Source organism: Longispora fulva (assembly GCF_015751905.1).
Classification (GTDB): Bacteria; Actinomycetota; Actinomycetes; order Mycobacteriales; family Micromonosporaceae; genus Longispora; species Longispora fulva.
On record NZ_JADOUF010000001.1, the window covers coordinates 3898467 to 3921821 of the forward strand.

Annotated in this window: 16 protein-coding genes; 8 read left to right on the forward strand and 8 right to left on the reverse strand. The window is 73.7% G+C overall.

Annotated features, from left to right (window positions below):
* Positions 1-31 precede the first annotated feature (31 nt).
* A complete protein-coding gene (locus tag IW245_RS17235) occupies positions 32-1237 on the forward strand; it encodes a M64 family metallopeptidase (RefSeq protein ID WP_197004197.1) in 1206 nt (401 codons plus the stop codon).
* Here the strand turns inward: IW245_RS17235 and IW245_RS17240 are convergent.
* A complete protein-coding gene (locus IW245_RS17240; protein ID WP_197004198.1) occupies positions 1227-2021 on the reverse strand; it encodes a hypothetical protein in 795 nt (264 codons plus the stop codon). The two genes, IW245_RS17235 and IW245_RS17240, sit on opposite strands and share 11 nt — an antisense overlap.
* Before the next feature lie 301 nt (positions 2022-2322).
* On the opposite strand from IW245_RS17240, the gene IW245_RS17245 reads away from it, so the two are divergent.
* Complete coding sequence (locus IW245_RS17245; RefSeq protein ID WP_197004199.1) at positions 2323-4269, forward strand: hypothetical protein; 1947 nt, start codon at positions 2323-2325, stop codon at positions 4267-4269.
* Here the strand turns inward: IW245_RS17245 and IW245_RS17250 are convergent.
* The gene (locus IW245_RS17250; protein WP_197004200.1) at positions 4256-4696 is read right to left on the reverse strand and encodes a MerR family transcriptional regulator; all 441 of its coding nucleotides are present in this window, start codon (positions 4694-4696) and stop codon (positions 4256-4258) included. The two genes, IW245_RS17245 and IW245_RS17250, sit on opposite strands and share 14 nt — an antisense overlap.
* A gap of 48 nt (positions 4697-4744) precedes the next feature.
* On the opposite strand from IW245_RS17250, the gene IW245_RS17255 reads away from it, so the two are divergent.
* Positions 4745-5935, forward strand: coding sequence for a cytochrome P450 (locus tag IW245_RS17255; protein WP_197004201.1), 1191 nt, complete (start codon positions 4745-4747; stop codon positions 5933-5935).
* A gap of 27 nt (positions 5936-5962) precedes the next feature.
* Here IW245_RS17255 and IW245_RS17260 read toward each other — a convergent pair whose 3' ends face one another.
* Positions 5963-6853, reverse strand: coding sequence for a helix-turn-helix transcriptional regulator (locus IW245_RS17260; protein ID WP_197004202.1), 891 nt, complete (start codon positions 6851-6853; stop codon positions 5963-5965).
* A 102-nt stretch (positions 6854-6955) separates the two neighbouring features.
* On the opposite strand from IW245_RS17260, the gene IW245_RS17265 reads away from it, so the two are divergent.
* A complete protein-coding gene (locus tag IW245_RS17265) occupies positions 6956-8377 on the forward strand; it encodes an MFS transporter (RefSeq protein ID WP_197004203.1) in 1422 nt (473 codons plus the stop codon).
* 72 nt (positions 8378-8449) lie between these two features.
* Here the strand turns inward: IW245_RS17265 and IW245_RS17270 are convergent, their stop codons facing one another.
* The 3 genes from IW245_RS17270 to IW245_RS17280 are packed head-to-tail and all read right to left on the reverse strand — an operon-like array spanning position 8450 to position 12092.
* Positions 8450-8974 (reverse strand): flavin reductase family protein, encoded by a 525-nt coding sequence (locus IW245_RS17270; RefSeq protein ID WP_197004204.1) that lies wholly within the window; start codon positions 8972-8974, stop codon positions 8450-8452.
* Positions 8971-10938 carry a tetratricopeptide repeat protein gene (locus IW245_RS17275; protein WP_197004205.1) on the reverse strand — a complete coding sequence of 656 codons (1968 nt, stop codon included), beginning with the start codon at positions 10936-10938 and terminating at the stop codon, positions 8971-8973. The genes IW245_RS17270 and IW245_RS17275 overlap by 4 nt, the downstream gene beginning before the upstream one ends.
* Positions 10935-12092, reverse strand: coding sequence for a hypothetical protein (locus IW245_RS17280; RefSeq protein WP_197004206.1), 1158 nt, complete (start codon positions 12090-12092; stop codon positions 10935-10937). Before IW245_RS17280 ends, IW245_RS17275 begins: the two co-directional genes overlap by 4 nt.
* A 335-nt stretch (positions 12093-12427) precedes the next feature.
* Here IW245_RS17280 and IW245_RS17285 point away from each other — a divergent pair, with 335 nt between their 5' ends.
* The 3 genes from IW245_RS17285 to IW245_RS17295 are packed head-to-tail and all read left to right on the forward strand — an operon-like array spanning position 12428 to position 18460.
* Positions 12428-15313 (forward strand): type 2 lanthipeptide synthetase LanM family protein, encoded by a 2886-nt coding sequence (locus tag IW245_RS17285; protein WP_197004207.1) that lies wholly within the window; start codon positions 12428-12430, stop codon positions 15311-15313.
* A gap of 24 nt (positions 15314-15337) precedes the next feature.
* Positions 15338-15520, forward strand: a complete 183-nt coding sequence (locus IW245_RS17290) for a hypothetical protein (protein ID WP_197004208.1) — start codon at positions 15338-15340, stop codon at positions 15518-15520.
* A 36-nt stretch (positions 15521-15556) separates the two neighbouring features.
* Complete coding sequence (locus IW245_RS17295; protein ID WP_197004209.1) at positions 15557-18460, forward strand: helix-turn-helix transcriptional regulator; 2904 nt, start codon at positions 15557-15559, stop codon at positions 18458-18460.
* Here IW245_RS17295 and IW245_RS17300 read toward each other — a convergent pair.
* Positions 18457-20907 carry a penicillin acylase family protein gene (locus IW245_RS17300; protein ID WP_197004210.1) on the reverse strand — a complete coding sequence of 817 codons (2451 nt, stop codon included), beginning with the start codon at positions 20905-20907 and terminating at the stop codon, positions 18457-18459. The genes IW245_RS17295 and IW245_RS17300 overlap by 4 nt on opposite strands.
* A gap of 182 nt (positions 20908-21089) precedes the next feature.
* On the opposite strand from IW245_RS17300, the gene IW245_RS17305 reads away from it, so the two are divergent.
* Entirely contained in the window at positions 21090-21986 is an 897-nt protein-coding gene (locus IW245_RS17305) for a 5'-3' exonuclease (protein ID WP_197004211.1), read from the forward strand.
* Between the two features lie 153 nt (positions 21987-22139).
* Here the strand turns inward: IW245_RS17305 and IW245_RS17310 are convergent, their stop codons facing one another.
* Positions 22140-23183, reverse strand: a complete 1044-nt coding sequence (locus tag IW245_RS17310) for a S1 family peptidase (protein ID WP_233473093.1) — start codon at positions 23181-23183, stop codon at positions 22140-22142.
* Between the last annotated feature and the right edge of the window lie 172 nt (positions 23184-23355).

Here is a 23355-nt window from a genome sequence, read left to right on the forward strand (position 1 = left end):
TCAACCTTCACCCCTCAAGGAGGCCCCTCACATGAGACGCGTCGCGGCTCTGCTCCTCAGTACCACCCTGATCGCGCTCGTCGTCGGCAGTCAGCCGGCGCTCGCGGCGCCCACCGGCACCCGGGTCGAGACCCGCGAGGTCTTCAGCCCGGACGGCACGATCACCCGGGCCACGGTCCGGCTGCCCAAGGACGAACCGGCCGCGCCGTCACTGGCGGTCGCGGCGGCCACCGTGGTGCCGATCGAGGTCAACGGACCCAGCGAGAGCCGGTTCGACCTCGTGTTCGTCGGTGACGGCTACACCAGTTCCGAGATGGACCTCTACACGTCGCACGTGAAGTCCAAGTGGGCGGAGATCGCGGCGTTCGAGCCGTTCAAGAGCCACCGCACACAGTTCAACGTGTGGCAGGTCAACGTCGTGTCGGCCCAGTCGGGCGTGGACAACGACCCCACCAACGGGGTCCGGAAGAACACGGCACTGGACATGGGCTTCTGGTGCGGCGGGACCGAGCGCCTGCTGTGCGTGAACCAGACGAAGGCCAACCAGTACGCGCACGCGGCCCGCGACGTCGACCAGGTCCTCGCGCTGGGCAACAGCACCAAGTACGGCGGGGCCGGCGGCGGGGTGGCCACGGCGTCGGGCGGCAACGCGCAGGCCGGCCAGATCGCCATCCACGAGCTCGGGCACTCCGTGGGCGGGCTCGCGGACGAGTACACCTACGGCAGCGGCGACTGCTACCCGTACTCCGAGCCGTCGGAGTCCAACGTGTCGATCCTGTCGGCGGCGCAGATGCAGTCCCAGCAGAAGAAGTGGTGGCGCTGGATCGGGCAGGCCTCCCCGGACGGCGGCACGGTCGGCGCGTACGTGGGCGGGCGGTACTACACCCGGTGCATCAACCGGCCCACGGACAACTCGATCATGCGGTCGCTGGGGCGGCAGTACAACCTGCCCGGGCGGGAGGCCATGGTCGCGGCGTTCTACCGGGAGACCGGGGTGGTCCAGGCGCGGTCGGCGGCCGGGCCGGACCTGTGGGTCACGCCGGTCGGCAACGCCCGGGTCGTGGGCTGGACCGTGGACGGGCGTTCCCTCGCCGGTGGCAACACCCTGAGTGTGCGGAGCCTCGTGCCCGGGAGCCACACCGTCACCGCGACGGTCACCGACCTGACCGACGAGGTGCGGGACCCTGAGCTGCGGAAATACCTGACCTCGACCGTCACCTGGCAGGTCACGGCCTGACCCTGGAGTGCACCTTCGCCGCCGCCGCACCCGCGGCGGCGGCGAGGTGCCGGCGCACCTCCGTGCGGTCCGCGACCGCCGAGCGCACCGTGACCTCCACCGACAGGTACACGTCCCCGTCGGCGACCAGCACGATCTCGTGGATCCGGGGCGCGTCGTCCCCGCAACGCACCGCGTACGGGAACCCGGCCACCGGGGTCGCCGGCTCCACGCACGCCGACCCGGCCTGCTCGTCCACCGCGTCGCGGGCCCGCTGCTCGGCGGTCAGGCCCACGATCCCGGCCGACCGGCCGTAGGTGACCCGCAGCGTTCCCGACGGGTTGCCGGCCACGGCCAGGGTGCCGCGCATCGTGCAGTCGGCGAACGGCGCGCCGTCGGCGACCGGGGCCGCGGTCGGGTTCGTCTTGGCCCGGACGAACACGTCACCGACGGCGTCCAGGGTCCGGTCGCAGGGCGGGACCGGGGCGACGGCCGGGGCCGCGTGGCTCGGGGAGGCGGTCGGGGCGGCGAACTGGGGGGAATCGGTCGCCGGGGCCGGCCAGGGCGGGTAGACGAAGGCGGCGACCAGGGCCGCGCCGATCAGGGCCAGGACGGTGCTGGCGCCGGCGGACAACTTTCGGGTACCGGTCCTGGTGGCCAGGTCGTCGGGGTCGGTGGCTTCGCCGTCCTCGGGGGGCGGGGCGGCCTGGGCCGGCGCGGTGGCTTCGTTCGGCTCGCTGGCGGTGTGGTCCGGCTCGGGTGCCGCCGGTCGATCCGGTCCGACATTCCGCACTTCCTCGTCCACCGCCACGCACCTCCACGTCCTCGACCGGCCCGGTCGGGCCCCGACCAATCCAACCTGTCCGAAGTGGACTGCGGGGGTGAGGTGTCGGAAATCCAGCAGTATTCCCGGCGATGCCCGGCGGGGCATTTCGGCTATTTCCGGCAAACAGCCTATAAGCGAATACACTTCGCAGGTGAGCCTGGACCCGGTCGAGGTCACGTCTCCCGGGGTGCACGGACACGGTAGGTATAGTGATGCATCTTCCCGGGGCTCGACGACCTGTCACGCTGCCGGTCGACTTCTTCAGGGGGCATCGGGCGCCATGGCTGACACGACCGCTGAGCAGATCACGGCCCCCAGCCCCACCGGACCCACCGGCCCCGGTAGTGCACCCGGCCTGCTCAGCGCGCTGCGTCGGCGGGCGACCTGGATCCTGCTCGGTTCCGGGTGGTTGTTGACGGTCGGCGCGTACCTCGCCCACGTCGCCGTGGTGCTGCCCCTGGTCCTCCTGGTCGCGGTCGCCAGCCTGCTGCGCGGCGGCCGGACCCTGCTCGACCGGCTGATGCTGGCCCTCGCGCTGCTGCTCGGCGCGACGTGCGCGGCGGGCCTGCTGTTCTCCGTCTGGCCGTGGGGCCTGCATCCGGTTCCGATCGCCGGGATCGCGTTCAGCGCCGTGGTCCTCGTCGGCGCGGTGCGCGGCCGGCGACCCTCGCTGCCGAAGCCGGCGCTGTCGGACCTCGTGCCGTTGGGTGCGGCCGGCGCCCTGGGCGCGTTCATGTCCATCCCGCTGTTCCGGTCGGCGAACGTCCAGCTCTCGGTCATGGGCGAGGACCTGTTCCGGCACATGCAGCTGTACGAGGCCGTCCGGCACGTCGGCGGATACGCGTTCCTCCACCACGACCAGGCCCGGGAGTTCATCTTCGAGGGCCTGGTGATGTACCCGCAGGGCTCGCACCTGACCAGCGCGCTGCTCGACGGCTTCTTCCGGTCGGACGCGGGAGACTTCGGCGGCGGTTTCAGCATGCTGGCGCACTACCAGGCGTACACCACGCTCACGTTCGTCATGTTCTTCCTGAGCATGGCGTGGGCGGTGCGCTGGCTCGCGGGGCCGGCGATGACGCTGGGCCGGTACATCGCCATGACCGGGGTCCTGCTCGTCCTCGCCCCGCTCACCGGGCTGATGGGCCTCCCCCTGCTGACCGGCTACCCGAGCCAGATCTACGGGCTGATGATCGTCGCGCTGCTCGTCGCAGTCGTCTGCCGGCCGCTGCCCCGGGTCAACCACCAGGTCCTGGTCCTGGCCAGCCTGCTCGTCGCCGTCGGATTCTCGTACTACCTGTACCTGCCGCCGGCCGCCCTGGCCGTGGCCTGCTGGCTGGTCCGGCACCGCACGAAACTGTGGCGCCACCACCGGCTCGTCACCCTGACCGTCCTGCTCCCCGCCGGCGCGCTGTCCGTCGTGCCGACGGCGATGGGGCTGCTCCTGGCGGACCAGTCCCAGGCGCTGACCGTCAGCGGCGGGCCGCGCCCGAGCGACTCCGTACTCGTCACCCTCGGCTGTGTCGTGCTGATCGGCCTGCTCGGCGCCCGGGCCCGCCGGGCGGCGACCTGGCGCGGGTACCTGTGGACGGCCCTGTCCTTCGTCGCGTTCTCCGCGACCATGTGGCTGGCCACCCACGACGTGACCGGGGGACTGAGCTACTACACCGGCAAGTCCCTGCACGCCATCCTCGTCGTCCTGGCGATCGGCGTCGGGGCGTTGGCGCTCCGGATGCCCACGCCTCTCCCGGCCCGGCGCGGCCCGCTCCCGGTGCTCACCTCCGCGACGGCCGGGGTACTGGCCCTGGTCGCGCTCGGGGCCGCCGTCGGCCTCGGCCCGAACGACGTGGTCTACGACGTCCGGGCCTCGTCGAGCGTCGCGCCCTACCGCGCCGCCCGCCACAACCACGTGAACCCGGACGACCAGGCCATCTTCCGGGAGTACCAGCGCACGCCCGCCACCCGGCCGGTGATCACGGTCGTGCTCGGTGCGAACCTGTTCCAGTCCTACCGGCGGACACTCGGGGTCAACGCGCTGCGCAAGACCGCCGCGCCCGGAATGTACAACCCGCCCGGGGCGATCTTCGACAAGGACCAGATCGACCTGTCGCTCAACCAGTTCCAGGGCCCGGTCCGGCTCGTGGTGTCCACCCCGGAACAGTGGACCTGGGCCCAGCAGGTCAAGGCCCGGCACCGGGAACGGACCGTCGACGTGGTCAAGGACTACTGACCCCGGGCGCCCCGGTCTCGTCGTACCAGTCGCTGGTGCCGCCGTCGCGGACCGCCGCCTGGAAGCCGGGGCAGTGCAGGATGTTCTCGTGCCCGCACCGCAGCGCGTGGTGGAGGAGTTCGCGGGCGTGGTCCAGCTCGGTGATGCGGCGCTGGACGTCTTCCAGTTTGTCGGTGACGAGTCGGCGCCACTCGAACGGTTCGTCGTGCCGCTCGCGTTTCATCCGGCCGATCTCGGTGAGGGTGAACCCCGCCGCCTGGCACAGCCGCAGGACCGCGACCCGCTGGACGTCCGCCGGGCTGTACCGGCGCTGCCCGCCCTGCCGGGTCGTCGGCACGATCAGGTCGCGGCGTTCCCAGAACCGGATCGTGGAGTCGGGCACCCCGGTGGCGGCCGACAGTTCCCCGATCGTCATCAACTCCGGCATCGCTCCTCCATTGACTTGAACCATGGTTCAAGGCCCAGCCTGGTGCACATGAGCACAGTCGACAACCTCGATCTGTCGGTACTGGCCGACCCGGCCGTGCGCCGCGACCCCTACCCCCTGTTCGCGGCCCTGCGCGAGACCACCCCGTTTTCGGCCATGGACGGCACGCTCGTCGTGGTGGCCGGGCACGCCGACTGCCACCGGCTGCTGCGCGACCCGGCGCTGAGCAGCGACCGGACCCGGGCCCGGCAGGTCGCCGACGACACGACCGGGTTGCCGACGTCGTTCCTGTTCCGGGATCCGCCGGACCACACCCGGCTGCGCGGCCTGGTGTCCAAGGCGTTCACGCCCCGGGTGGTGGCCCGGCTGCGGCCCCGGATCACGGAACTGACGGAGTCGCTGGTCGCGGCCGCCGACCCGGCCGGCTTCGACGTGGTGGCGGGCCTTTCCCACCCTCTTCCGGTACGCGTGATCAGCGAGCTGCTCGGCGTCCCCGCGTCCGACCACGACCTGTTCGCCGGCTGGTCGGACCGGCTCGCCCGGGGCCTGGACGCCGAGTTCGGCTCGGTGGCGCCGGAGGTGTTCTCCGACGCCCTGGCGGCCCGGCACGAGTTCGCGGCGTACTTCGCGGAGCTGATCGGGGCCCGGCGCGGCCAGGACGGCACGGACCTGCTGTCGCACCTGATCCGGGTGGAGGAGGACGGCGAGCGGTTGAGCACCCCCGAACTGATCGTCACCACGACCCTGCTGCTCGTCGCCGGGCACGAGACGACCACGAACCTGATCGCCAACGGGATCCTGGCCCTGCTCCGTCATCCCGCGCAGCTCGACGCGCTGCGGGCCGACCCGGCGCTCGTCGAAGGCGCGGTCGAGGAGTCGCTGCGCTACGACCCGGCCGTGCAGTTCACCAGCCGCCAGGTGCGCGGCTCGTACCGGATCGCCGACATCGACGCCCCCGACGGCGCGACGATCGCGCTGCTGATCGCCGCCGCGAACCGGGACCCGGCCGTGTTCGCCGACCCGGACGCCTTCGACATCCGCCGCGCGAACGCCGCCCAGCACCTGTCGTTCGCTGCGGGCGCGCACTTCTGCCTCGGGGCCGGGTTGGCGCGGCTGGAGGCGGCGATCGCGCTGGGGGCGTTCGCACGGCTGCGCGGGCCCGAGCTGGTGGAGCTGGACTACAAGCCCAACATCAACCTGCGGGGGCCGCAGCGGCTGGTGGTGCGGTTCGGCCGCTGACCGGCCACGCCGGGGCCGGTACCCGGATCAGCTCGCGCGGGCGACCGGCGTCGTCGCCGGCGGCCGCGGCAGGACCCGGGGCACGATCGACGCCAGCACCTCGAACCCGGCCCGGGTCTCCTCGTCCAGCGGCAGGTGCACGGTCATCCGCAGGCCGCGCTGCTCCGACAGCCACAGGTGACTCGCCTCGCACCGCAGCCGCCCGGCCTGCGGATGCCGGTACTCCTTCACCGTGGCGTCCATCGGGGCCACCTCGTTGCGCTCCCACAGCTCGCGGAAGTCCGCCGAGTGCGCGCGCAGGTCGCCCAGCAGCCGGGCCCAGGCCGGGTCGCCGATCTGGGCGGCGCTGTCGGCGCGGGCCTTGGCCACGATGAGGCGCGCCCGCCCCGACCAGTCCTGGAGCAGGGTGCGCCACTCCGGGTCGGTGAACACCATCCAGAGCGAGTTGCGGTACTCCGCCGGCAGTGCCATGTAGTCGCCGAACAGCCCGAGGTGCGCCCGGTTGCCGGCGAGCAGCTCCCACCGGGGCCCGACGACCACGGCGGGGAACGGGTCGAACTGGTCGAGCATCATCCGCACCGCCGGGGAGACCTTCGGGGCCTCCTCCTCGACCGCGTCGGGGTCGGGCAGCTCGGCGAGGGTGAACACGTGGGCCCGCTCGGTCGGGTCCATGCCCAGCACCCGGGCCACCGACCGGAGCACCTGGGCGGACACGTTGATCGGCCGGCCCTGCTCCAGCCACGTGTACCAGGTGATGCCGACGCCGGCCAGCAGCGCCATCTCCTCGCGGCGCAGCCCCGGGGTCCGGCGGCGCAGGCCGGGGGGCATGCCGACCATCTCCGGGGTGGTCCGCTCGCGCCGGGACCGGATGAACTCGCCCAGGTAGCGGCGTCGCTGCGCCGTCTGCTCCACACTCACCCGGCCATCCTGCCCCGCGCGGCGGCGGGTTGCCAGGTTCGGCCAGTACCAGCATCAGCACGCACTTGGTACCAGGTAGCCGGCGGCACCAGAGTCGTGATCATGGCGATCACGAGTGTCCTACCGGGTCCGGCCGCGACCCGTCCCGCCCCGTGGCGGGCCCTCCCCGTCCTCCTGACCGGCGCGTTCCTGCCGGTGCTGGACGCCTTCATCGTCAACGTCGCCCTGCCCAGCATCGGCCGGGACCTGCACGCCGGCCCGGCGGAGCTGGAGCTCACGGTGTCCGGCTACGGCGTCGCGTACGCGTGCACGCTCGTCGCGGGCGGCCGGCTCGGCGACCGGTTCGGCCGGCGGCGGCTGTTCATGGTCGGCATGCTGGCCTTCACCCTGATGTCCACCGGCTGCGGCCTCGCGCCCGGCACGGCGGCGCTGATCGGGTTCCGGGTGGCCCAGGGGCTGGCGGCTGCGTTGATGTTCCCGCAGGTCCTCGCCGCGATCCAGGCCGGCTTCACCGGCGGGGACCGGCAGCGCGCGCTCGGCGTGTTCGGGGCCGTGATCGGCGCGGCCGGAGCCGTCGGCCAGGTGCTCGGAGGCTGGTTGTTGTCCGCCGACATGGCCGGGTTGTCCTGGCGGCCGTTGTTCCTGGTCAACGTGCCCGTCGGGGTCGTAGCCCTGCTGGTCTGCCTGCGGCTGGTGCCCGAGACCCGCACGCCCACCGCGCCGAGGGTCGACGTCGTGGGCTCGGTGTTCCTGGCCGCGGCCATCGCGCTCGTCCTGCTGCCGCTCACCCTCGGCCGCGCCAGCGGCTGGCCACTGTGGACGTGGCTGTGCCTGGCCGCCGCCGTTCCCGTCGGGATCGGGTTCCTCGTCTCCCAGGGCAGATCCGAACGCTCGGGGGGCACCCCGCTGCTGCCCCCGTCCCTGCTCCGCCTGCCGGCCGCCCGCCGGGCCCTGGTCGCGATCACCCTGTTCGCGATGTGTATCGGCGGCTTCCTGTTCACCACGGCCATCACGTTGCAGGTCGGCCACGGGTTCACGCCCGTGGAGGCCGGGTTCACCATGGCGCCGTGCACGCTCGCGTTCCTCGGGGTCGCGGTGTTCAACGGCCGGCTCGTCGCCCGGTACGGCACCCGGATGCTCGTCGCCGGCGGCGTGGCCTTCGCGGTCGGACTGGCCGGCTTCGGGGCCACCGTGGCGCTGTCCCCGCAGGTCACCGTGGTCGGGGCGGCGTTGCCGTTGACCGTGGCCGGGTTGGGGTGGGCGGCGCTGCTGGTACCCCTCATCGGGTTGGTTCTGGCCGGGTTGCCGGCCGAGCGTGCGGGGCTGGCCGGCGGGGTGTTGTCCACGGCGATGCAGGTGGGCCTGGCGTTGGGCGCGTCGGTGCTCGGGTCGGTGCTGTTCGCGATCGTCGACGGCACCGCGGATCCGGGCCGGTGGCGGGTGGCGACGCTGACCGGGGTGGCCGTCGAGTGCGTGCTGGCGTCGACGGTCGCGGCGGTGGTCGGCAGGCTCCGGGCCCGCTGACCGGGCACGAATTCGGGGCCCGCCGAGCCGGCGGGGGTCGGATCGGGCGGCCGGCCCGCCGCCCGGGTCCGATCAGGCGGCCAGGTCCGCCGGCCGGGTGTAGCCGCCGGCCACGAAAACCAACGGCTCGCCCCCCTCGGCCGCGTCGAACGCCAGCACCTCGCCGGTCACCACGTCGTGGTCCCCCACCCGGCGCACCTCGCGCACGACGCAGTCGAAATACCCCACCGCCCCGTCCAGCACCGGGCTGCCCGTCGCCGGGGCCGGCGTCCACGGCACGCCCTCGAACGCAGCGGCCCCGACCGGCCGACGCGGGTCAGCGAACCACGCCGACAACCGGTGCTGGTGGGATCCGAGCACCGTGACCGCGAACGCGCCCCGTTCCGTCAGCTGCGGCCCCAGCCGGCAACCCCGGCGCAGGCAGACCAGCACCAGCCTCGGCGCCAGGGACACCGTGGTGAAGGAGTTCACCGTCATGGCCTGCGGGCCGGCGTCGGTGGCCACCGCGACCACTGTCACCCCGGTGGGCAGCCGGCCGGCCACTCGGCGGAACTCCCGGTCGGTACGGCCGGGCACCATGGTCAGCCCCGCGCTCATCCCCGCGCTCCCGCGAGCGTGGCGCTGGCCAGTTCCCGGTTCTCCCGGACCTCGGGGTCGTCCTCCAGTTCCAGGGCCCGGTCGAAGTACCGGACGGCCTCGGCCGGTTCGCCCCGCTCGAAGCACAGGATGCCGAGGTTGACCCAGGCCCCGGTGAGGGCCGGCTCGGTCGCCACCGCCGCCAGCAGGTCAGCGAGGGCGGCGTCGACCCGGCCGTCGTCGCTGGCCAGCAGTGCCCGCTGGCAGAGGAGCTGCGGCTGGTCCGGGGCCAGCGCCAGTCCGGCGTCGACGTCGGCCGCCGCGCCGCGCGGGTCACCGGTCTCGTAGCGCAGCGCGGCCCGGTTGACGTACGCGTCGACGAACTCCGGGTCCAGGTCGAGCACCCGGTCGAAGTCGGCGAGCGCCCCGGCCAGGTCGCCCAGCTCGGCGCGCAGGTCGCCCCGGTTGTAGTGCGATTCGGGGTAGGGCAGCGCCAGGGCGATCAGGGTGTCGTAGTCGGCGAGCGCCTCCGCTGCGCGGCCGAGCCGACGCAGCAGGGCCGCCCGTTCGAAGTAGTAGTCGGAGTGGTTGGGGTCGGCGGCGATCACGTCGGTGTAGTCGGCCACCGCCTGCTCGTGCCGTCCCATCCGCGAGATCAGCTGCGCCCGGTTGTACTGGAGCACCGACGGGTGCTGCCCCCGCTCCGCCGGACTCAGCTCGGCGGCCAGCCGGTCCAACCCGGCCTCGACCAGGCGCAGCGCCTCGGCCGGGTCGCCGAGGTGCATGGCGATCAGGGCGAGCCCGTTCTCGTTGAACGTCAGGTTGTACGCCCGGCGCCTGTGGTCCGGCGCGCCGGACGCGATGGTGATCGCGTTGTTGATCCAGGCGCGGGCGAGGGTCAGGTCGCGCCGCCCGGGTTCGAAGTACCGGGTGTACAGCATCGCCCGGCCGTACGCCGCCTGCATCTGCACGCTCGGGGCCGCCGACGCCGCGCACGCCGCGTCGTAGAGCGCGAGGGCCTCGTCGGCGCGGGCCATCACGGACAGGGCTGTGGCCATCTTGGTGGTGGCCAGCCAGCGCCGGTCGTGGTGGTGTTCCCAGTCGGCGAGCCCGCACAGCAGCGCGCCCTGTTCGAGGAGGGCGTCGTAGAAGCCGCGCATCGCGAGATGTTCCAGGGCGAAGTCCAGCGCGTCGAGGCCGGCCTCCGGGTCGGTGCCGTGCAGCCGGTGGTGGATCAGCGCGCCGAGCCGCAGGGACACCTCGTCGCGGGCGTCCAGTTCGGCGGCGCGGGCGTCGTGCAGCCGGGCCCGCTCGACCTCGGGCAGCGCCCGGTACGCGGCCAGGGTCAGCGGGTCGTCGTCGACGCAGTCGCCGGAGACGTACCGGTCGGCGAGGTCGCGGACCGCGTCCGGGTCCGCCGGGAGCTGGACCTCGACCTCGGGCCCCGGGGCGTCGGTGAGGCGCACGGCGTGGGCCGCCACCGCCGCCGCGAGCGGCTCGGGCAGCTCGCCCCGGCAGCTCAGCACGATCCGCAGCCGCTCGGGGGCGATCCGGCGGAGCATGATGCCCAGCCAGTCCAGGTCGGTGCGGTCGGCGTGCTCGACGTGCTCGATCACCAGGGTCAGCCCCGGGGTGCCGGCCGTCGCGTCCCGGAGCAGGTCGGTCAGGCCGTGGGCGATCCGGGTGGTGTGCGCGTGCGGGTAGTACCGGGTGCGCGACTTCGGGTCGGCCGTGGAGGTCAGGGTCTCGCGGTGCGAGTCGACGACGGCGGCCAGCTCGGGCGCGGCGGCCAGGATCTCCAGGTCGTGCGCCCGGACGAGGTCGGGCCGTCCGGCGAGCAGCCCGGGGACGAGCAGCCGGACGACGGCGCCCGCGGCGGTGTACGGGCCGCGCAGCCTTCGGTGCGCGGACACCGTGGCCAGCCGGGGGCCGAGGTCGACGGGGGCCGGGTCGCGGAGCCAGCCGTGGTGGGCGGGGTGGGTCATGACGCCTCCTTGCGTAGCCGGTCGCGCAGCGCGAGGAATCCGGCGAGGCCGAGTTGGAAGAGGGTGAGCGCGAGCAGCAGGGCGGCGTCCCAGAACCGGCCGGGCGGGGTGCCCGCGTCGAGGACGGTGCGCGTGGCGGCGCTGAAGAACCGCCAGGCGACGGGAACCGTGATCAGCACCATCGTGGCGATCATCACGGTGTAGCCGAGCAGGTAGGCAGGGGCGTACCAGCGGGCGACCGCCACGTCGCGCGGGTGCCAGCCGGCCGGGTCGACCAGCTTCTCCGGCCGGCCGAGCACCGTCCACAGCCGGTTGCGGACCAGCTGCCTGGCGGTGGTGTGCAGGTCGTGGCAGCCGAGCACGGTGACGATCAGGTGGTACACGTCGGTGCGCAGGAAGAAGTAGAACTGCCAGCTGATCCGGGGAATGGTGGTGAACGCGACCGCCAGGCAGAGCCGGGCGGCCAGCGGCGGGTCGCCGCCCGGGTCGGTGAGCAGCCAGGCCACCACGGTGAGCAGGCACAGCAGCAGGCCGTCGGCGAGCATGCCGGCGAGCATGGGCAGGTACCGGCGGCGGCGGGGCACCACGACGAGACCGTCGAGGACGGTCTCGAAGCCGACGAAGTACAGCCGGCGGCTGATCCTGATCGTGGCGTGCAGGCCGAGCCGGCGTCCCGCGAGCAGGTGAAACAGCTCGTGCACCATCATCAGCGCCGGCTGGATCACGAACAGGGTCAGTTCCACCACCAGCAGGTAGTGGGTGAAGAACACGTGCCCGCGGACCGGTACGAACCTCGGGTCGGTCACGCACACCGCGACGGTCGCGGCGACCAGGGCCAGGTAGCAGGCCCAGGCGGGGCGGGAGAACAGCGCCCGGCCGAGGCGCTGCCAGCGGGGCGGCGCGTGCACGGCGGCGTCGGCGGCGACGATGAAGTCCAGGTCGCGCAGCACGTCGAGGAACTCCGCCATGTCCACCGGCTCGCCGAACCGGTCCTCGTACCAGGCCTCCGCCTCGTCGACCGGGCGGCCGGACTCCAGTTCGCGCAGCAGTGCCGCCCCGTCGGCCGGGAACACGCCGTAGGAGTCGGTGTCGGTCCGGCCGACGACCACCTCCTCGCCGTCGGGCAGGTAGGTCAGCGGGTGCAGGCGCAGCATGGCGTTCCCTTCCACGGCGGCGGGCCGCCCGCCGGTGAGAGCGGGCGGCCCTGGGGCCACTAGACGCAGCAGCAGTTGTTGTAGCCGTACTGGTTGCACATCGCGGTCAGCCGCACCGAACCCGGCTTGCGCACGACGATCTTCTTCATGGCCTTGACAGTCTTGATCTCGCTCATCGAGATCCACCTCCTTCGTGGTTGACTTCAGCCTGCCGGCTGGGACGTCGCGGCGAATCAGGGTGCGTGCCGAACGTTTTCCGGGCCGGCCCGTAGGGAATACGGGCCACCGCGCGCCCCCATATCGGTCGAGTGTGGACGGTGGCAGGATCACTGGTCGTGACCAGTCAGTGGTGGGCCGCGGGCCTTCTCCCGCGGGAACGTCCGGCCGGCGACGCCCCGGTCTGGGCCCGGTTCGTGGCGGAGGTGCTCGCCGGGCTACCGGTGGCCGTGGCCCCGCCGGCCGACGACCTGACCGGGGTCGAGGGGCTGGGCCGCGTGCTGCGCCCCCTGGTCCGGCACGCGGTCGACGGGCTCGGCGCGGCCCCGGAGGGGGTGGCCCGGGGACTGGCCGTCCGGCTGGAGCGCGGCCTGCTGCGGATCGCGGCCCGGTGCCTGGTCACCGAGCTGCACGCGTGCGGCGCGCGCGGCGACCTGACCGGGGACACCCCGCGGCGGCGGTTCGGGTCCTTCGTCGCGCTGCTGTCCGGCCGGGCGGGACTCGCCGGCCTGTTCGAGGGGTACCCGGTGCTGGGTCGCCTGCTGGCCCAGCACTGCGCGCAGGGCGTCGAGGTGACGGCGGAGCTGCTCGACCGGTACGCCGCCGACCGGCCCCTGATCGTCGAACGCCTGCTCGGCGGGGTCGACCCCGGGCCGCTGGTCGAGGTGGACGCCGGCGCGGGGGACGGGCACCGGGGCGGCCGGTCGGTGGCGGTGCTGCGGTTCGCCGGCGGGGCCCGGGTGGTGTACAAACCGCGCCCGTTGGCCGTGCACGGGCTGTTCAACGAGGTGCTCGACCGGCTGGGCCTGGGTCTGCGGCCGGTGCGCCTGGTCGAGCGCGACGAGTACGGCTGGACCGAGTTCATCCCGGTGGAGCCGTGCGCCGCACCGGCCGAGGTGCGCGCCTTCTACCGCAGGCAGGGCGCCCTGCTCGCCCTGCTCTACGCGCTGGACTGCACGGACGTGCACTACGAGAACCTGATCGCGCACCGCGACCAGCCGGTGCTGATCGACCTGGAGACGCTGTTCCACCCGGAGCTGCCGATGCCGACGGAGACCGGCGTCGACCCGGCCGCCGACGCGCTGGGCTCCTCGGTGTACCGGGTCGCCCTGCTGCCCCGGGTCGTGGTCGGCGACCAGACGGCGCTGGACGTCTCCGGCCTGGGCGGCGACGCGGGCGTGCTGTCCCCGTTCGAGGGCCTGGACTGGGAGGACCCGGGCACCGACCGGATGCGGGTCACCCGTCGGCGGCGGCCGTTCGCGGGCTCGGACAACCGTCCCCGGCTGGGCGACGACCTGCCGGCCCCGGAGCTGTACACAGAGGACCTCGTCGCCGGGTTCCGCACCGGCTACGACGCGATCCTCGCGGGACGAGCCGCCCTGGCCGCCCTGCTCCCGGGTTTCGCCGACGCGGACGTCCGGGTGGTGCCGAGGGCGACCCGCTGGTACGGCCGGCTCCTGGACGAGACCACGCACCCCGACGTGCTGCGCGACGCGGCCGACCGGCACCGGGTCCTCGCCGAACAGCTCGCCGCCGCCTCCCACGACCCGGTCCGCGCCGCCCTGATCGACCAGGAGCTCGCCGAGCTGTGGCGGGGCGACGTGCCCCTGTTCACCGGCCGCCCCGGCTCCACCGACCTGCTGGGCGCGGATGGCCCGGTGTCGCCGGCCGGCGGGGCCTCCCCCATGCCGATGACCGGACTCGACCGGGTGGAGCGCAAGATCGCCGCGTTGAGCCGCACCGACCGCTACGACCAGGAATGGATCATCCGTGCCGCGATGGCGACCCGGCACCGCACCCCGCTGCACGTCCCCGCCCCGCCCGGCCCCCCGGCCGGCTGGGTGGCCCCGGACCACGACCGACTGCTGGCCGCCGCGCGCGGCATCGCCGACCGGCTGGTGGCCACGGCCTACGAGAGCGACGGCCGCGTCAACTGGCTGGGTCTGGAGCCCTTGGAGGACGGGTACTGGACGGTCGCGGCGCTCGGCGCGGCCCTGGGCTCCGGCTACTGCGGCCCGGCCCTGTTCCTCGACCAGTTGGCGACGATCACCGGCACCGACCGGTACGCCGACCTGGCCCGCCGGGCCCTCGTCCCGCTGCCGGCCCTGCTCGACGGGCTGGCCCGGATCCCGGAGCTGGCCGCGATCGTGGGGCCGGGCGCGTTCACCGGGTTCGGGGGGATCGCGTACACCCTGAGTTGTCTCGGCCCGTCGCTCGACGACCCCGGACTGGTCGAGCAGGCCGTGACCCTCACCGGCCGCGCGGCGCGGGAGTGCACGGACCCCGGGGTGGCCTCCGGGCTGGCCGGCGGGTTGGCCGCGATGCTCGCGGTCCACGCGGCCACGGGTCTGTCCGCGGCGCTGGACACGGCCGTGGACTGCGCCGACCGCCTGTTGGCATCCCCCGGAACGGGCTTCGTCGACGGCTCGATCTGGGACGGCTTCGCTGGCGGCTCGGCCGGGGGCGGCTTCGCCGACGGGGCGGCCGGAGTGGGCTGGGCGCTGGGCCGACTGGCCGACGAACTGGACGCCGCCGAGCATCGGGCCGACGCCGGGGAGCCGGGCCGCGGCGGGGAGCGCTACCGGACCGCCGGCCTGGCCACCCTCCGTTCGATCGAACCATCCACTATGGTCGATCTGTCCTGGTGTCGCGGCCTGTCGGGTTGGGGACTGGCCGCCGCCGACCCGGCCGCCGCGGACCTGCGCTCGACAGCCGTCTCCGCCGTCCTGCAGGCGCCCGCCAGCGCCGACCTGGGCCTGTGCCACGGCGAACTGGCCGCCCTGGAACTGCTGGCCACGAGCCCGCAGGCTGCCCAGGCCCGACTCCGCCGGCTCGGGACGCTGCTCGCGGTGGTGGAACAGTCCGGTCCGACATGTGGGACGCCGACCGGCGTGCAGAGCCCGGGCCTGCTGCACGGCCTGTCCGGCATCGGTCACGGAATCCTGCTCGCCGGCTTCGGAGAGCGACTATCTTCGGCACTGCTTCTGCAACCGCCGAAGCGGTGACCCACCATCCACAGGAGACCCGACATGTCCACCCACCCCGCCGGCGAGATGCGATTCCGTGACGCCCCCACCGCCGGGGCCCGGCTCCGCCTGCTGGCCGGCAAGGCCGTCTCGTCGCTCAACGTCGACGGCACGTTCGAGACCTCGATGTCGTACCGGACGTGCATCGGGGCGCCCGACACCCTCGACGAGGACCTCTGGTACTGACACGACCCACCTGACCGGGCGGGATACCGTGCCACCATGGTGAGCACCTCCTCCGTCGTCGTGGGCCGCGAGACCGAACTGTCCCTGTTGGACGAACGGCTCCGGGCCGCCGGCCGGCGGGACTGCGACCCGGTGGTCCTCCTCGGCGAGGCCGGGATCGGCAAGTCCCGGCTGGTCGCCGAGTGCGCCGCCCTGGCGTTCGTCGCGGGGATGCCCGTGCTGCGCGGCCGCGGCGGCAGCAGGGGCGCGGCGATGCCGTTCCGCCCGCTGACCGAGGCGATGGCCTCCCTGTTCCGGATCACGGGCCCGCCCCGGGCGCCCGAGCTCGCGCCGTACCGGCCGGCGCTGGCCCGGCTGATCCCCGAGTGGCGCGACAGCGCGCGCCCCGCCGGCCCGGTGAACCTCGTCGACCTGTCCGAGGCCGTGCTCCGGCTGCTGGGGGTCGTCGGCGGGGACACCGGCTGCCTGATGGTCCTGGAGGACGTGCACGACGCGGACGCCGAGTCCCTCGCGGTGATCGAGTACCTGATGGACAACATCGCCGGGATGCCCGTTCTGCTGCTGCTGAGCCAGCGGCCGCTGCCGGGTCCGCCGCTCGCCCTGGTCCGCGAGGCCGCCCGCCGCAGGACGGCCACCCTGCTCGAGTTGGCTCCCCTCACCGGGGACCAGACCCGGGCGCTGGCGGCGCACTGCCTGGAGGCCGGGCCCGGGCAGGTGCCCGAGCAGGTGCTCGACCGGCTGGTCCGGCACGCCGACGGCAACCCGTTCGTCATCGAGGAACTTCTCGGCGCGATGACCGACTCGGGCGCGCTGCGCCGGGTGCGCACCGCCGACGGCCGGCCCGGCTGGCGTCTCGACGGCGACCTCGGCCCGCAGATCCCCGACACCGTGGTGCGCGGCATCGCCGAGCGGGTGGACCGGCTCGGACCCGCCGGGCGGGAGCTGCTCGAGGCCGCCGCAGTCCTCGGCCACCGGTTCTCGCTGTCGACGTTGCAGGCCACCACCGGCCTGGAGGACCGCCAGCTCCTCAGTCACATCCGCGCGGCCGCCGACCTGCGGCTGATCGCCCCGGACACGGCCCCCGGCGACTGGTACGCCTTCCGGCACGCCCTCACCGCCGAGGCGCTGCTCAGCACCCTCATGCCGGTCGAGCGGAGCGCACTGTCCCGCCGGGCCGCCGAGGCCGTGGAGCGGGCCGGCGTCGACGAGGACGCCCCGTTCGCGGCGGAACTGTGGCTGGCGGCCGGCGAGTCCGGCGCGGCGGCCCGACTGCTGGGCGCGGCCGGCCGGCGCACCCTGGCCATCGGGGCCAGCACCTCCGCGGTGGCCCTCCTGCGCCGGGCCCACGCCCTGAGCCCCGCCGACGGGTACGCCACGCCCCTGGTCGAGGCCCTCGCGGACGCCGGCCTGTCCGACGAGGCGTTCGCCCTGGCGGCGACCCTGCCCCCGGCCGGGCGGAGCACCCCGGAACGCGAGCACCGCGCGGCCCTGCACACCACGCTGGCCTGGGCGGCGGTGACCTCCGGCCGGTACGACGAGGCGGAGCGGCAGGCCGGGGCCGCGCGGACCATCCTCGGTCCCGACCCCCGGCCGGTCAGCCTGGCCGCGATCGACGTGGTGGCGGCGCGGCTGCTGATGGAGGTGCCGGGGCCGGGGCCCGACCAGCACGTCCGGGCCGAGGCCCTGGCGCGGGGCGCCGCCGACGTGGCGGAGGCGGCGGCCCTGCCCGAGGTGGCCTGCCGCGCCTGGCAACTGCTCGCCGGCCTGGCCCGCCGGGACGGTTACGAGGAGGGCGACCGCTGCCTGGAGCGGATGTTGGACATCGCCGAACGGCACGCCCTGCCGGCCTGGCGGATGCAGGCGCTCCTGCGGCTCGGGGTGAACGAGTTCCTCCGCACCGGCGAGTCCGCCCGCCTCGAACAGGCCCGGCTCGCGGCCGGGGAGCTCGGCGCGATCGTGCTCGGCACCTCCCTCGACGTGAACCTGGGCCTGCAGCACGTGCTCCGCGGCGACTATCCGGCGGCGACCGCCGCGGCCGACCGGTGCGAGCGGGCCACGCTGCGGATGGGCAATCCCGGCGAGCACCGGTCGGTGCTGCTCACCCGCGCCGCCCTGGCCGCGCACCAGGGGCAGCGTCGGCTGATGGAGTACGAGCTGGCCCGGTTCGAGCAGCACGGCGGGGACCGGTCGCCGCACCGGGCGCTGCTGTTCGGCCTCGTCCGGGCGGTGTGCGCGCTGCTGGAGGAGAACCACGCGCTGGCCGCCGACGAGCTCGACCGCGCCCTGGAGTGGGAGCTGCGCCATCCGACGGTCTACTACCTGGCCGGCCGGTACGGGCTGCGGGTGCTGGTCGAGGTGCTCGCCGGCCGGGCCGGTCAGGCCGAGCACGACGAGATCGCGGCGGCGCCGGCGGCCCGGCTGCGGTGGAACCGGCAGTTCCTGTTGTTCGCAGGGGCGGTGCTGGCCGGCCGGGCCGGGCGCGCCGCGGAGGCGACCGCCCTGTTCGAGGCGGCGTGCGAGGCCGCAGCCCCGTTCCCGATGGCCGGACACCTGGGCCGCCGGCTGGTGGCGGAGGCCGCGGTCACGGACGGCTGGGAGGCACCGGTGTCCGCCCTGCGCGCCGCGGAGGAGTACTTCCACGCGGCCGGGGTGCCGGCGGTGACCAACGCGTGCCGGGGCCTGCTGCGCCGACTGGGCGCCGGGGCCGCCCAACGCCGGACCGGCCGGGACCGCATTCCGCCGACCCTGCTCCTGCAGGGTGTCACCGTGCGCGAGTTCGAGGTGCTGGAGCTGCTCGGCGAGCACCCGGGGAACCAGAGTCTGGCCCAGGTGCTGTTCATCTCCCCCCGTACCGTCGAGAAGCACGTCGGGAACCTGCTGACCAAGACCGGCCTCCCCGACCGCGCCGCCCTCACGGCCTACGCCAGGTCCCTCGACTAGGGGCGCAGCACCTGGGTGGACGCGGCCTCCCTGCGGATGGTGGCCTCGTTCCAGCGCATCGGCAGGTCCTGGCCCTTCTGCCACAGCGGGAACTGGTCGTCGTAGTGCTCGTCGAACGCGTGCCCAGAGTTCCCGGTCAGCTGCACCCACCGCGACGCGTCCAGGTCGGACATGTCCACGATCATGCGCATCGACGGCACGGCGGTGACCTCGTACCCGTCGGGGGCGTCCCAGCCCGTCGCGTTCGGGATCCCGCCGCCACCGGCCACCGGGAACGGCCCCCGGTTGAACAGCCACTCGATCGGCCCGATCCCGGACTTGCCGAACGTCTGGTTGGTCAGGGTCAGGGTGTGCAGGTCACCCCACCGCCACGCCTTCGGATCCTTGCCGAACCGCTCGGTCAGCTCGCGCTCGGCGTCGGCCATCGCGGCGGCGAGGATGTCCTGCTGCGACTCCACGGCCGGGGTCCGCTTGTCGTCCCACCACGGCGACGCCGGGTCCGCGAGGAGACTGCGCATGACCTCGAAGTACCGTTCCCCGCCGTTGGGGGCGTGTTCGGTGCCGAGTTCGTCGAAGGTGTGCGCCATCAGCGCCCGCCACGTCGCGTTGTAGAACGCCGCCGGTGCGGAGTCGGCCGGCTGCTGGAAGTCCCAGCCCTTCAGGAGATCCCGAGCCGGCGAGGACCCGGGCACCGCGAGCAGCTTGGGAACGACGGCTTCGGCCCCGCCGTTGCGGTTGTCGAACTGGATCCGGCCGATCGCCGCGGCGTCCAGCTTGTCCGAGGCGAGCAGCAGGTCGGTGATCCGCTGCGACCGGTACCCGAAGGCCCAGTCGTGGGTGAGCATCCGGGGATAGCCGGCCCCGATCACCTCCTGGTTGGCGGTCACCACATAACCCCGCGCCGGGTTGTACTCGTTCGGCAGCTCCGCGAACGGGATGAACGACTTCCAGTCGTAGTCGGACTCCCAGCCCGGGGCCGGGTAGCGCCCGTCGCCCTTGCCCCGTACCGGCACCCGCCCCGGGGCCTGGTAGCCGATGTTGCCGTCCACGTCGGCGTACACGATGTTCTGGGAGGGCACCTCGAACTTCGACGCCGCCGTGCGGAACGATTCCCAGTCCGACGCCCGGTCGATCGCGAACAACGCGTCGATGGTGTGCCCGGGGTCCAGCGCCGTCCACCGCAACGCCATGCCGTACACGCCGGCGGCCGTGGCCATCTCCTTCGACGTGTCCGACATCAACGGCCCGTGCTTGGTGCTGCGCACCGTGATGGTCACCGGATCGCCACCGGCGACCTTGAGCACCTCGGTGCGCTTGTCCAGGTCCAGCCACTGGCCGTCGACCTGGTACCGGTCGCCGTCGAGCTTCTCGAGGTAGAGGTCCGTGACATCCGGGTCGAGGTTCGTGAAGCCCCAGGCGATCCGCCCGTTGTGGCCGATCACGACCCCGGGGACGCCGGAGAAGGTGAATCCGGCGACGTCGAAACCGCAGGAGGGACAGTGCAGTCCCATCTGGTACCAGATGCCCGGCATCGACGGGGACAGGTGCGGGTCGTTGGCCAGCATCGGCTTGCCCGACTTCGTCCGGCTCCCGGCCACCACCCACGAGTTGGAGCCGATCCCGTCGGCGTCGAGCCCGGTGGCCCTGGTCGCGGCGGCCACCTTCTCGATCCCCTCGGACAGGTCCCGGATCAGCGACCGGGGAGCCGGGGGCGGCGGCTCCGCCGTGTACCGCCCGTCGGCCACCGTGCCGGCGGTCGGCACGATCGGGGCGTGCCGCGCCTCCGGGTACGCCGGATACAGCTCCTCGACCCGCGCCCGGTCCATCCCGCCGGCCGTCAACTGCGCCCGGGTCAGCTCGTCGTCCATGTTGCCCCGCAGGTCCCACGCCATCGCCTTGAGCCAGGCGAGGCTGTCCACCGGGCTCCACTTCTCGATGACGTAGTCGCCGTTCTGCAACCCCAGGACGGAGTACTCCAGGCTCGCGGTGCCGGCGTCGTGGTCGGCGAGCCAGGTGTTGACCCCGGCGGCGTACGCGTCGAGGAAGCCCCTGGTCTCCGGCGTCGCCGCCGCGTACTCCGCCTCGGCGACCCGCCGCCACCCCATCGTCCGCAGGTACTTGTCCGTGTCGACCTGCCCGGCCCCGAACAGCTCCGCCAGCCGGCCGGCCGTGACGTGCCGGCGGAAGTCCATCTCCCAGAACCGCTCCGTGGCGTGCAGGTAGCCCTGGGCGCGGAACAGGTCGCCGGAGGTGGTCGCGTAGACCTGGGGAATGCCGTGCGCATCCCACCGGACCGTGACCGGCGCGCTCAGCCCTGCCAGTCTCAGGTCGCCGGACCGTTCCGCCAGGGGCCGGCGCACGGTCCAGAACACGTAGCCGGCACCGGCCAGCACGAGCACCAGCACCGCGACCAGCGACCACAGCAGGACTCTGCGAAGCTTCCTCATGTCGCCGGATCGTACGCGCCCCGGTGCCCCGCCGGGAGACTCCGCGAACCCGCTTCCCGCGCCCGGCCGCGGTCGCGAGGCCCGCCGGCCGCAGCCCCGGACCCGGAGCCGTGACCGGTTGGCCGCCGTGCCCCGGCCCGGGAGACGTGAACGTGTCGGACCCAGCCTCTAGGGTGGGAGCCATGGCCGCACCGCTACTCGCCCTGGACGCCCCGAGCCTGTACTACCGGGCGTATTTCGGCGTTCCCGAGTCCATCACCGCCCCGGACGGCACCCCGGTCAACGCCGTGCGCGGGTTCCTCGACGCGCTGAGCACCCTGATCCGGGGCCGCGCGCCGGACAGGGTCGTGTGCGCGTTGGACTTCGACTGGCGGCCGGCGTGGCGGGTGGCGCTGCTGCCGTCGTACAAGGCGCACCGGGTGGTCGATGAGGAGCTCAACGCCGAGGCGACCCCCGACACCCTGTCCCCGCAGGTCCCGATCCTGCTGGACATCCTGGCGGCGCTGGGCGTCCCGGCCATCGGCTCGGCCGGCTTCGAGGCCGACGACGTGCTCGGCACCCTGGCAGCCCGGGGCCCGGCCCCGGTCGAGGTCGTCACGGGCGACCGCGACCTGTTCCAGCTGATCGACGACGGCGTCTCCGTGTTGTACGTGGGCCGGGGCGTCGCCAACCTCGAGGTCCTCGACGACGCGGCGGTCCGCGCCAGGTACGGCGTGCCGGCGGCGGCCTACGCCGACTTCGCGGTGCTGCGCGGCGACCCGAGCGACGGGCTGCCCGGGGTGGCCGGGGTGGGCGAGAAGACCGCCGCCAAGCTGATCACGGCCTACGGCGACCTGGACGGCCTCCTCGCCCACGTGCATGAGCAGCCGAAGGGGCTGCAGGCCAAGCTGCTGGCCGCAACCGACTACCTCAAGGTCGCGCCGGCCGTGGTGCGGGTGGCCACCGACGTGGAGTTGCCGGAGTTCGACGCGACGTTGCCGAAGGAGCCGGTGGACCCGGAGGGCCTGGCCGCGCTCGCCGAGACGTGGGGCGTGACCGGGGCGGTCGGCCGGCTGACGACGGCGATGGCCCGCAACTAGTCACCAGGCCGCGCCGGACGGCGGACATGTCAGGGCCGCGTGCGGGCCGGCCCTGGGCGCGTGGACGGCTGGTGCGCGGGCACGCTGAGCCTGGACCCGCACGGAACTGAGCCGCCGGGGAGGGTCGCCGGCGGCTCAGTCGGATGGTGCGGTCTAGAAGACGGACACCCCGTAGACGCTGAGCGGCTCGGTGACCGGCTGGAAGAAGGTCGTGCCGCCCGACGAGCAGTTGCCGCTGCCGCCCGAGGTCAGGCCGAGCGCGGTGCCGCCGGAGTACAGCGACCCGCCACTGTCGCCGCCCTCGGCGCACACCGTCGTCTTGATCATCTGGTACACGGTGCCCTCGGCGTAGTTCACCGTCGCGTTGAGGCCGGTGACGGTGCCGCTGTGCACGCCGGTGGTGCTGCCCCGGCGGGACACCGACTGGCCCACGACCGCGTTGCCGGCGGCCGTGATGTCCACCGAGCCGACGGTGCCGGACTTGGTGACCGTCGTGTTGGTGTACTTCACGATCGCGTAGTCGTTGGTCGGGAAGCTGGTGCCCGTGCGGGTGCCCAGCGTCGTGGTGTGGCTGGAGTTGCTGTACCAGGTCGCGCCGAGGTTGCCGCAGTGCCCGGCGGTGAGGAAGTAGTACGTGCTGCCGCTGCGGACGTTGAAACCGAGCGAGCACCGGTAGCTGCTGGTGTAGATGGCGTCGCCGCCGGAGATCCGGGTGCTCAGCACGCCGGGGGCCGACTCCATCCGGGCAGCGTCGCCGAGCTTGGCGACCGCCGCCTTGAGCTGGGCGAGCTTGGCCCCGGTGACCGTACTGTCGGCGGACACCACGACCTGGTTGGTCATCGGGTCGGTCGCCCACGAGGTGCCGGGGATCCGGGCCTCCTGGTTGAGGAGGTTGGTCGCGGCGGCCAGTTGCGCGCCGCTGCGGCTGACGATCTGCGGCAGGGCCCCGGCCTCGTACACGGCTGCCGCCGCGTCGGCGTCGGTGACCGTGACGACCATCCGCCCGTTGCCGTCGACGTACGTGCCGGCCGACCGGTCGCCGAGGCTGGCGGCCAGGGAGTCGGTGGCCTGGGCGCCGAGCCCGGCGCGGATGCCGTAGTCGTCGGCGTGGGCGCCGGGGCCGGCCTGGGCGGTCATGCCCGGGACTAGGGCGGTCGCGACGAGCGCGCCGACAAAGAGGATTTTCGTGAGTCTCACAAGAGCCTCCCAGAGGGGTGAGGGCACACCGGACTCGCGCGGCACAAGGGACAAATACCGAATCCGATGCTGAACCGTGATGGGGATGTTGCCATGCCGCAACACCCCCAACAAGGCGCACTCCCACCTCAGGGCAACACTGTGGACACCTGACCCCACAAGCTGGCCCAGG

Coding starts and splice junctions, on each gene's coding strand:
- IW245_RS17270 (WP_197004204.1), bottom strand. CDS start 8,974: ATGAGCGCGGGGCTGACCATGGTGCCCGGCCGTACCGACCGGGAGTTC.
- IW245_RS17305 (WP_197004211.1), top strand. CDS start 21,090: ATGGCCGCACCGCTACTCGCCCTGGACGCCCCGAGCCTGTACTACCGG.
- IW245_RS17275 (WP_197004205.1), bottom strand. CDS start 10,938: ATGACCCACCCCGCCCACCACGGCTGGCTCCGCGACCCGGCCCCCGTC.
- IW245_RS17300 (WP_197004210.1), bottom strand. CDS start 20,907: ATGAGGAAGCTTCGCAGAGTCCTGCTGTGGTCGCTGGTCGCGGTGCTG.
- IW245_RS17245 (WP_197004199.1), top strand. CDS start 2,323: ATGGCTGACACGACCGCTGAGCAGATCACGGCCCCCAGCCCCACCGGA.
- IW245_RS17280 (WP_197004206.1), bottom strand. CDS start 12,092: ATGCTGCGCCTGCACCCGCTGACCTACCTGCCCGACGGCGAGGAGGTG.
- IW245_RS17290 (WP_197004208.1), top strand. CDS start 15,338: ATGTCCACCCACCCCGCCGGCGAGATGCGATTCCGTGACGCCCCCACC.
- IW245_RS17265 (WP_197004203.1), top strand. CDS start 6,956: ATGGCGATCACGAGTGTCCTACCGGGTCCGGCCGCGACCCGTCCCGCC.
- IW245_RS17255 (WP_197004201.1), top strand. CDS start 4,745: ATGAGCACAGTCGACAACCTCGATCTGTCGGTACTGGCCGACCCGGCC.
- IW245_RS17235 (WP_197004197.1), top strand. CDS start 32: ATGAGACGCGTCGCGGCTCTGCTCCTCAGTACCACCCTGATCGCGCTC.
- IW245_RS17295 (WP_197004209.1), top strand. CDS start 15,557: ATGGTGAGCACCTCCTCCGTCGTCGTGGGCCGCGAGACCGAACTGTCC.
- IW245_RS17250 (WP_197004200.1), bottom strand. CDS start 4,696: ATGCCGGAGTTGATGACGATCGGGGAACTGTCGGCCGCCACCGGGGTG.